The organism is Amycolatopsis sp. TRM77291, from assembly GCF_054166285.1.
The window spans coordinates 1-801 of the sequence record NZ_JBSZHF010000028.1 but is presented as its reverse complement, the minus strand read 5'-3'; the positions used below and the strand labels follow the sequence as shown (position 1 = coordinate 801).

The following is an 801-nucleotide window of genomic DNA, read 5'->3' as shown; positions in this document are numbered from 1 at the left end:
TCCCCTATACGGTTAACCTTGCTACAGAATATAAGTCGCTGACCCATTATACAAAAGGTACGCAGTCACCCCATAAAAGAGGCTCCCACTGCTTGTACGTACACGGTTTCAGGTTCTGTTTCACTCCCCTCGCCGGGGTTCTTTTCGCCTTTCCCTCACGGTACTGGTTCACTATCGGTCAGTCAGGAGTATTTAGCCTTGGAGGATGGTCCCCCCATATTCAGACAGGATACCACGTGTCCCGCCCTACTCTTCGAACTCACAGAATGTGCATTTTAGTGTACGGGAGTATCACCCTGTACCCTGCGACTTTCCAGACGCTTCCACTAACACACAAACTGATTCAGGTTCTGGGCTGCTCCCCGTTCGCTCGCCGCTACTGGGGGAATCTCGGTTGATTTCTTTTCCTCGGGGTACTTAGATGTTTCAGTTCCCCCGGTTCGCTTCGTTAAGCTATGTATTCACTTAACGATAGTGTGACGAATCACACTGGGTTTCCCCATTCGGAAATCGCCGGTTATAACGGTTCATATCACCTTACCGACGCTTATCGCAGATTAGCACGTCCTTCATCGCCTCTGACTGCCAGGGCATCCACCGTGTACGCTTAGTCGCTTAACCTCACAACCCGAAGCTGTTTCGTAAAACAGGTCGTGTTGTGAAAATTTGAGAGACTCGAACACACCGTCTTTCCTTTCTTATTACGGAGAAAGGAAACAGTGCGTCGTTTCAATTTTCAGCTTGATCCAGATTTTTAAAGAGCAAAACTTCGCAGTGCACCTTTTCAGGAACACTCTGAAG

General features: G+C 48.7%; 1 rRNA gene. It reads right to left on the bottom strand.

The annotated features are described in order from the left end of the window. Positions 1–621 (bottom strand): 23S ribosomal RNA (locus ACXIZN_RS43210); the annotation flags it as partial. Between the last annotated feature and the right edge of the window lie 180 nt (positions 622–801).